Origin of the sequence: Mesorhizobium sp. M0208 (genome assembly GCF_040322015.1) — a bacterium.
In the GTDB taxonomy this organism is placed as follows: Bacteria; Pseudomonadota; Alphaproteobacteria; order Rhizobiales; family Rhizobiaceae; genus Mesorhizobium.
Window position 1 is genome coordinate 1 of record NZ_JAMYSP010000080.1, and the last position, 7,175, is coordinate 7,175.

General features: G+C 64.5%; 5 protein-coding genes and 2 pseudogenes. 6 read left to right on the plus strand and 1 reads right to left on the minus strand.

Translation table 11 applies throughout. The features are described from left to right. The coding region (locus NKJ17_RS33115) for a hypothetical protein (RefSeq protein WP_352691902.1) at positions 1–514 on the minus strand (514 nt) is incomplete at its 3' end. A 220-nt stretch (positions 515–734) separates the two neighbouring features. Between NKJ17_RS33115 and NKJ17_RS33120 the strand changes: the two genes are divergently transcribed. The 6 genes and pseudogenes from NKJ17_RS33120 to NKJ17_RS33145 all read left to right on the plus strand — a co-directional run bounded on the left by NKJ17_RS33120 (position 735) and on the right by NKJ17_RS33145 (position 7,069). Continuing rightward, complete coding sequence (locus NKJ17_RS33120; protein ID WP_352648388.1) at positions 735–1,106, plus strand: hypothetical protein; 372 nt, start codon at positions 735–737, stop codon at positions 1,104–1,106. Between the two features lie 241 nt (positions 1,107–1,347). Next, positions 1,348–1,449 (plus strand): annotated as a pseudogene (locus NKJ17_RS33125) ((4Fe-4S)-binding protein); the annotation flags it as partial. A gap of 133 nt (positions 1,450–1,582) precedes the next feature. Beyond that, positions 1,583–1,975 (plus strand): CDGSH iron-sulfur domain-containing protein, encoded by a 393-nt coding sequence (locus NKJ17_RS33130; RefSeq protein ID WP_352691904.1) that lies wholly within the window; start codon positions 1,583–1,585, stop codon positions 1,973–1,975. Positions 1,976–2,072: 97 nt separating this feature from the next. Beyond that, a pseudogene (locus NKJ17_RS33135) lies at positions 2,073–2,444 on the plus strand (endonuclease domain-containing protein). Positions 2,445–2,612: 168 nt separating this feature from the next. Further along, complete coding sequence (locus NKJ17_RS33140; protein WP_352691906.1) at positions 2,613–4,640, plus strand: hydantoinase/oxoprolinase N-terminal domain-containing protein; 2,028 nt, start codon at positions 2,613–2,615, stop codon at positions 4,638–4,640. 254 nt (positions 4,641–4,894) lie between these two features. Then, positions 4,895–7,069, plus strand: a complete 2,175-nt coding sequence (locus NKJ17_RS33145; protein WP_352691908.1) for a malate synthase G — start codon at positions 4,895–4,897, stop codon at positions 7,067–7,069. Positions 7,070–7,175: the final 106 nt, after the last annotated feature.

Genomic DNA, 7,175 nt, shown 5'->3' on the forward strand with positions numbered 1-7,175 from the left:
CGACCGATGTGCTCACACCTTCCTGTCGGCGATCGCCTTCGCTGCAGCCTTCATCTTCTGGATCAATGAGTCCTGACCCTAGCTGATCGACAATGTTGTCTAGTTTCCGCCTGAGCGCGCCATCCTCCACCGCCTTTACCGCTGCATCCTTCAAAAACGACGCGCCGTAAAACAGGACTATCATCGTAACGACCGTGACCAACGAGTCGTACGAGTCCGGTATGTTGACCTTGAAAAGGTCCTCAAGCATTGGCGGAATCTCGGTTTTCAAATCGTCCTGAAAGGCAACGATCAGCGACACCACGAATAGCTCCCGAAGGGGGCTTTCTTGGGACAAAGAGCGAACATTTATCTGACTCCGCTCGATGTGAACACCATCGATTAGGCTGGGAAGTAAGGAAACGGCATCCTGGATTGCTATGTCTGCTGCTTGCAGCGCCGCTATTACGTCCACCAAAGGTGTTGAGCCTCTTGTGTCGTAAGTGATTTGTATTGGAAGGTTGATCGCCGCCATTGTTGAAGCAAAGCAGAATTGTGTTTGATTAGATAGCCATAGCCACAATTCTCACGATCTTATCCGGTGGAGTTTGACGCTTTTGCTCATAAGGACCTGAAAATCCATTCTCTCCACATCTGGCGAAGTAGGCGGCGCAACCCCCTTCCACCCATCCCGCCGCCATGCCATGTTCCCCCTCGCGGCCGGGCAGGCCGTTTCATTCCGGGGGGAATATCCAATGTTTTACGCTTCCGTGCGCCGCGCTGCCGCGGCGCTTTGCCTTGCCGCCTTGTTTGCGCCCGTCGCGCATGCCGGCGATGTCACCTTCGAGATCAAGAACAGCCATCCGAACGCCATGCGCGTCGAACTCTACAGCCAGGACCGCGACCATGTCTGGCCGGGCAACAATCAGGATTATTATCTCAACGACGGCGAGACCAAGTCGATCCCGCTGTCCTGCAATGACGGCGAATCGATCTGCTATGGCGCCTGGGTCGATGGCGACGACAGCACCTATTGGGGTGTCGGCCCCGGCAACACGGAAAAGTGCGACGATTGCTGCTACACCTGCAGCGGCGGCGAGACCGAGGAAATCGATCTGGTGCCGTGACGTGGCAAATCTCCCCCCTTGAGGGGGAGATGGCCGGCAGGCCAGAGGGGGTCGGTACGTCCTGATGCGACGTCCCATCGCGGACAGATGATGCCGGCGCTCCACGCGCAACGCCCCCCTTCTGTCGCCTTCGGCGACATCTCCCCCTCAAGGGGGGAGATCAGGCGCCCAGCCTCTCAGGCAGCTTGACGCCGTCCCGGCCGCCGCCATAGCGTGACGCCTTCAGCAAGGAGATGCACCCATGGCAGGCACGGTCGAAGGCGAAAAAATCGATATCGGCTTTTCCGGGCGCCGCTGCATCCATTCGCGCAATTGCGTGCTGGGCGATCCCCATGTCTTCGTGCCCAATGCGCCCGGCCAGTGGATCCACCCCGAGGCGGCCAGCGTCGAGAAGATCGTGCGCGCTCGCCGAAGCCTGCCCGTCCGGCGCCATCACCTATATCCGCAAGGATGGCGGGCCGCAGGAGCAGCCGCCGGTGGTCAACACCGTGCGCATCAGGGAGAACGGCCCGCTGGCGGTGCACGCCGAGATCGTGCTTGGCGGCGAGACGTTCTTCCGCGCCACGCTGTGCCGCTGCGGCGCCTCGGAAAACAAGCCGTTCTGCGACGGCAGCCACGCCAAGGCAGGCTTCACCGCCACGGGCGAGCCGCCGCTGAAGGATACGCCGGCGCTGGAGGCGCGCAATGGCCCGCTGACCGTCACACCGACGACCAACGGCCCGCTCAAGCTCGAAGGCAATGTCGAAATCGTCACCGGCACCGGCCACACGGTCGACCGCACCCAGCGCGCCTTCCTCTGCCGTTGCGGCCATTCCGCCAACAAGCCGTTCTGCGATGGATCGCACAAGCGCGTGGGGTTTGTGGGGTAGGAGGGCTGTCCGGCCAAGCTGCCAATCTCCCCCCAAGTGGGGGAGATGTCCGGCAGGACAGAGGGGGGCGCCATAGAGCGCCAATTTCAGCAGTACAATGCCTCATACGCCATTGCCTCCAAAACACCGCGCAAATGCCCGATCGATGCGTAAGGTCATGACCTCTGCTGAATTGAAGCTCTGGAACGAGCTTCGCGCGCACCGGCTGATGGGGCTTGGCTTTCGGCGACAACTTCCGGTCGCCGGTTACATTGTCGATTTCGCCTGCCCGGAGCAGAAGCTGATCGTGGAAGTCGACGGCTCCTAGCATACCGAAGCCGATGCTGTTGCCAGAGACGAAGCAAGGACAGTGCGCCTGGAACAGGACGGCTGGACCGTCCTGCGTTTCTGGAACGATGACATCATCCGCGACATCGACAATGTCTGCCAGCATATCGTGATTGCGGCGGGGCTCGCCGAGGTGCCTTAGATCGTGGCAAGGTCGGCGGGACAGCGCCCCCTCTGTCCTGCCGGACATCTCCCCCACGAGGGGGGAGATTGGCCGTCACCACGATCATCGCCCGTGGCCCAGCCATCACGGCTTTATCGATCGGCCGGTATCCGCTAAGGGGCGGAGACGAATTCTCCGGACGCAAATATGACCGCCAGGCCCAAACCCTCACCCCTGTTCCTCGGCATCGACACCGGCGGCACCTACACCGACGCGGTGCTGTGGTCGGAGGCCGGTGGCCCAAGCGGCAAAGTTCTGGCCAAGGCCAAGGCGCTGACGACGCGCCACGATCTCGCCGTCGGCATATCGGGCGCGGTCGATGCGGTGCTGCAAAAAGCCGGCACCGACCCGACTGCGATAAAACTGGTGTCGATGTCGACGACGCTTGCCACCAACGCGCTGGTCGAGGGCCAGGGCGGCCGGGTCGCGCTGGTGATGATCGGCTTTGCCGAGGGCGACCTTGCCCGCGACGGGCTGAAGGCCGCACTTGGCACCGATCCCGTGGTGTTCTGCCCCGGCGGCCACGATGTCCACGGCAATGCGGCAAAGCTCGATCTGTCCGGGCTGGAGGCAGCTTTGCCGGAATGGGAAAAGTCGGTGTCCGGCTTTGCAGTCTGCGCCTATTTCGCCACCCGCAATCCGGCGCACGAGCTAAGCGCGCGGAACCTGATCCGCGACGTAACCGGCCTGCCGGTCACCGCCAGCCACGAACTGTCGGCCAAGCTCGGCGGGCCGCGCCGGGCGCTGACGACCTTGCTCAACGCCAGACTGATCTCGATGATCGACCGGCTGGTCGCGGCAACCGAAGGCTTTTTGGCCGCGCGCAACATCGCCGCCCCGCTGATGGTGGTGCGCGGCGACGGCGCTTTGGTCTCGGCCGCCTTTGCCCGCCAGCGGCCGATCGAGACGATCCTGTCCGGCCCGGCCGCCAGCCTCGTCGGCGCCCGCCACATGACCGGCCTCGACGATGCCGTGGTCTCCGACATCGGCGGCACCACCACCGACGTCGCCGTGCTCGACAAGGGTCGGCCGCGGCTCGATCCGGAAGGCGCCACCGTCGGCGGCTTCCGCACCATGGTCGAAGCGGTCGCCATGCGCACCTTTGGCCTGGGCGGCGATTCCGAAGTGGCGCTGGAGGACGGCGTGCTCAACCCGAAAATCCTGCTCGGGCCGCGCCGCCTGGTGCCGCTGGCGCTGGCCGGCATGATACATGGCGAGGCGGTTGCATCAGAGCTGGAACGCCAGCTGCGGGCTCCCAATCCTGGTCGCATGGACGGACGTCTGGCGGTTCGAACCGGCGTGCCGGAGCGGCTGGCGGCCGGACTGACCGGTGCCGAAGCCAAGCTTTACGAACTGATCGGTGCCGTGCCGCAGGCTCTCGACAGATTGCTGACCTCGAATGCCCAGAACGCCACCTTGAACCGGCTGGTGTCGCGCGGGCTGGTGCATGTCGCCGGCTTCACGCCGTCGGATGCCGCGCATGTGCTGGGCAGGCAGGCCAATTGGGATGCGGCCGCGGCGCGTCTCGGCGCCGAGCTGTTCGCGCGCAGGCGCGACGGCCGCGGCCAGTTCATCGCCGCCTCGCCGGAGGCGATCTCGGAACGGGTGCTGACCGCGCTGACCCGCCTGTCGGCCGAAGTCATCCTCGAGACCGCCTTCGCCGAGGATGGGCTGGATGGCGCGGCGACCGTCGCCCATGCGCTGGTCCAGCGTGCCGTCGACGCCCATCCAGGCATCGCCCGCCTCAGCGTCGCGCTCGACCGTCCGGTGATCGGCCTCGGCGCCTCGGCGCCGCTGCACTATGCCGGGCTGGCTGAGCTGGTCGGCAATCGATGCGTGGTGCCGGAGGATACCGATGTCGCGAATGCGCTCGGCGCCGTCGTCGGCCAGGTCCGGGTCTCGGCCGAGGCGCGGGTCAGCCAGCCCAAGGAAGGGCTGTTCCGTGTCGCCTCAGGCGAAAGCGTGCGGGACTTCAACGACGAGGCGGCGGCAATCGCGGCGGCGGAGAAAGATGTGCGGGCGATTGCCGCTGGACGCGCGAAGGACGCCGGCACCGACAGCGCCGAGATCGAAATCGCAAGCGAGTTCCGCGTCTCGACCGTCGAGGGCCAGCGCATGTTCATCGAGGCGCATGTCGTGGCGATCGCGTCGGGACGGCCAAGGATTGCGGTGTGAGCGCGTAATCTCCCCCCTCGAGGGGGAGATGTCGCCGAAGGCGACAGAGGGGGTCGCCTCGCATGAAGCGCGACTTCCTTGTGCCGCAGGAGGCCGAGCCCGGTCGAACCGACCCCCTCTGGCCGCTTCGCGCCCATCTCCCCCTCGAGGGGGGAGATCGGCAGCGAAAACGCCCTACCTTCACCTAAGCCGAATTGACCCTGCCACCCTGACATGTCAAAGGCCCGGCCTAGCCTTCGTCTGGAGAAGCCCTGATGACCGATCGCGTCGAGATCGCCGGATTGCGGATTGCCCGCGAGCTTCATGATTTCGTCGTGAACGAGGCGCTGCCGGGCACCGGCATCGAGGCGGAGGCATTCTGGAACGGTTTTTCGGCCATCGTCCATGATCTCTCGCCAAAAAATCGGGCGCTGCTCGAAAAGCGCGACGCCATGCAGGACAAGCTCGACCGCTGGTACCGCGACAATGGCGCGCCCGTCGACATGGAGGCCTACAAGACGTTCCTCCGCGAGATCGGCTATCTCCTGCCCGAGGGGCCGGCGTTCAGCGTGACCACCGAAAATGTCGACCCTGAAATCGCTTCGGTCGCCGGGCCGCAGCTGGTGGTGCCGGTGATGAACGCGCGTTATGCGCTGAACGCCGCCAATGCGCGCTGGGGTTCGCTGTACGATGCGCTCTACGGCACCGATGCCATTCCGGAGACGGACGGCGCCGAGCGAGGCAACAAATTCAATCCGGCGCGCGGTGCCAAGGTCGTCGCCTGGGTGAAAAGCTTCTTCGACGAGGCGGCGCCGCTCACCACAGGCAAATGGGCCGGCGTCAACGGGCTTTCGGTCGCCAACGGCATGTTGCGGCTCGGCGAGGGTGCCGGCGCCACCACGCTTGCCGACCTCAAGCAGTTTGCCGGCTATCGCGGCGATGCCGCCAATCCCGAAGCCGTCCTGCTGGTCAAGAGCGGCCTGCACATCGAAATCGTTGTCGACCACAACAACCAGATCGGCCGCACCGATCCGGCCGGCATTGCCGATGTCGTGCTGGAATCTGCGCTGACCACCATCCAGGACTGCGAGGATTCGGTCGCCGCGGTGGATGCGCAGGACAAGGTGCTGGTCTACCGCAACTGGCTCGGCCTGATGAAGGGCGACTTGGCGGAAGAGATCACCAAGGCCGGCAAGAGCTTTGTCCGCAGGCTCAACCCCGACCGCACCTATACCGCGCCGGATGGCGGCACGCTGACCTTGTCCGGCCGCTCGCTGATGCTGGTCAGGAATGTCGGCCACCTCATGACCAATCCGGCGATATTAGACCGCGAAGGCAACGAGGTGCCGGAAGGCATCATGGATGCGGCGCTGACGGTGCTGATCGCGCTGCACGACATCGGCCCGAAGGGGCGGCGCGCCAATTCTCGCGCCGGCTCAATGTATATCGTAAAGCCCAAGATGCACGGGCCCGACGAAGTTGCCTTCGCGGTCGAGATTTTCGACCGCGTCGAAGCGCTGCTCGGCATGGCGAAAAACACCATCAAGATGGGCATCATGGACGAAGAGCGGCGCACCACCGTCAACCTCAAGGAGGCGATCCGCGCCGCGAAAGATCGCGTCGTCTTCATCAACACCGGCTTTCTCGACCGCACCGGCGACGAGATCCACACCTCGATGGAAGCCGGCCCGATGATCCGCAAGGGCGACATGAAACAGGCCGCCTGGATTGCCGCCTACGAAGCCTGGAACGTCGATACCGGCCTCGAATGCGGGCTGGCCGGCCGCGCCCAGATCGGCAAGGGCATGTGGGCGATGCCCGACCTGATGGCGGCAATGCTGGCCGAGAAAATCGCGCACCCCAAGGCCGGCGCCAACACCGCCTGGGTGCCGTCGCCGACGGCAGCAACCCTGCATGCCACGCACTACCACAAGGTCGACGTCCACGCCGTGCAGCAGGCTCTGAAGAGCCGGCCCAAGGCCAGGCTCGACGACATCCTGTCGGTACCGGTGGCAAGGCTGCCGAACTGGTCTCAGGAAGACATCCAGAAGGAGCTCGACAACAACGCGCAGGGGATTCTGGGCTATGTCGTGCGCTGGATCGACCAGGGCGTCGGCTGTTCGAAAGTACCAGATATAAACGACGTCGGCCTGATGGAGGACCGCGCCACGCTGCGCATCTCCTCTCAGCACATCGCCAACTGGCTGCATCACCGCGTCTGCACGCCCGAGCAGGTCATGGAGACGATGAAGCGCATGGCGGCTATCGTCGACCGCCAGAATGAAGGCGATCCGCTCTACCGGCCGATGGCACCGGAATTCGACAAGTCCATCGCCTTCCTCGCCGCCTGCGATCTCGTCTTCAAAGGCCGCGTCCAGCCCAACGGCTACACCGAGCCAGTGCTGCACGCGCGGAGGTTGGAATTGAAGGCGAAAGGGCAGGAGCGATAGTCGCCAGCGTCCCCCTCCCCTCAAGGGGCCTGTTGCGCAGTAACCGGGGATGTTTGGATGGGGCGGGATCGCAGGGATTTCGCTCGTCTTTGTGAGCTCCGCCCCC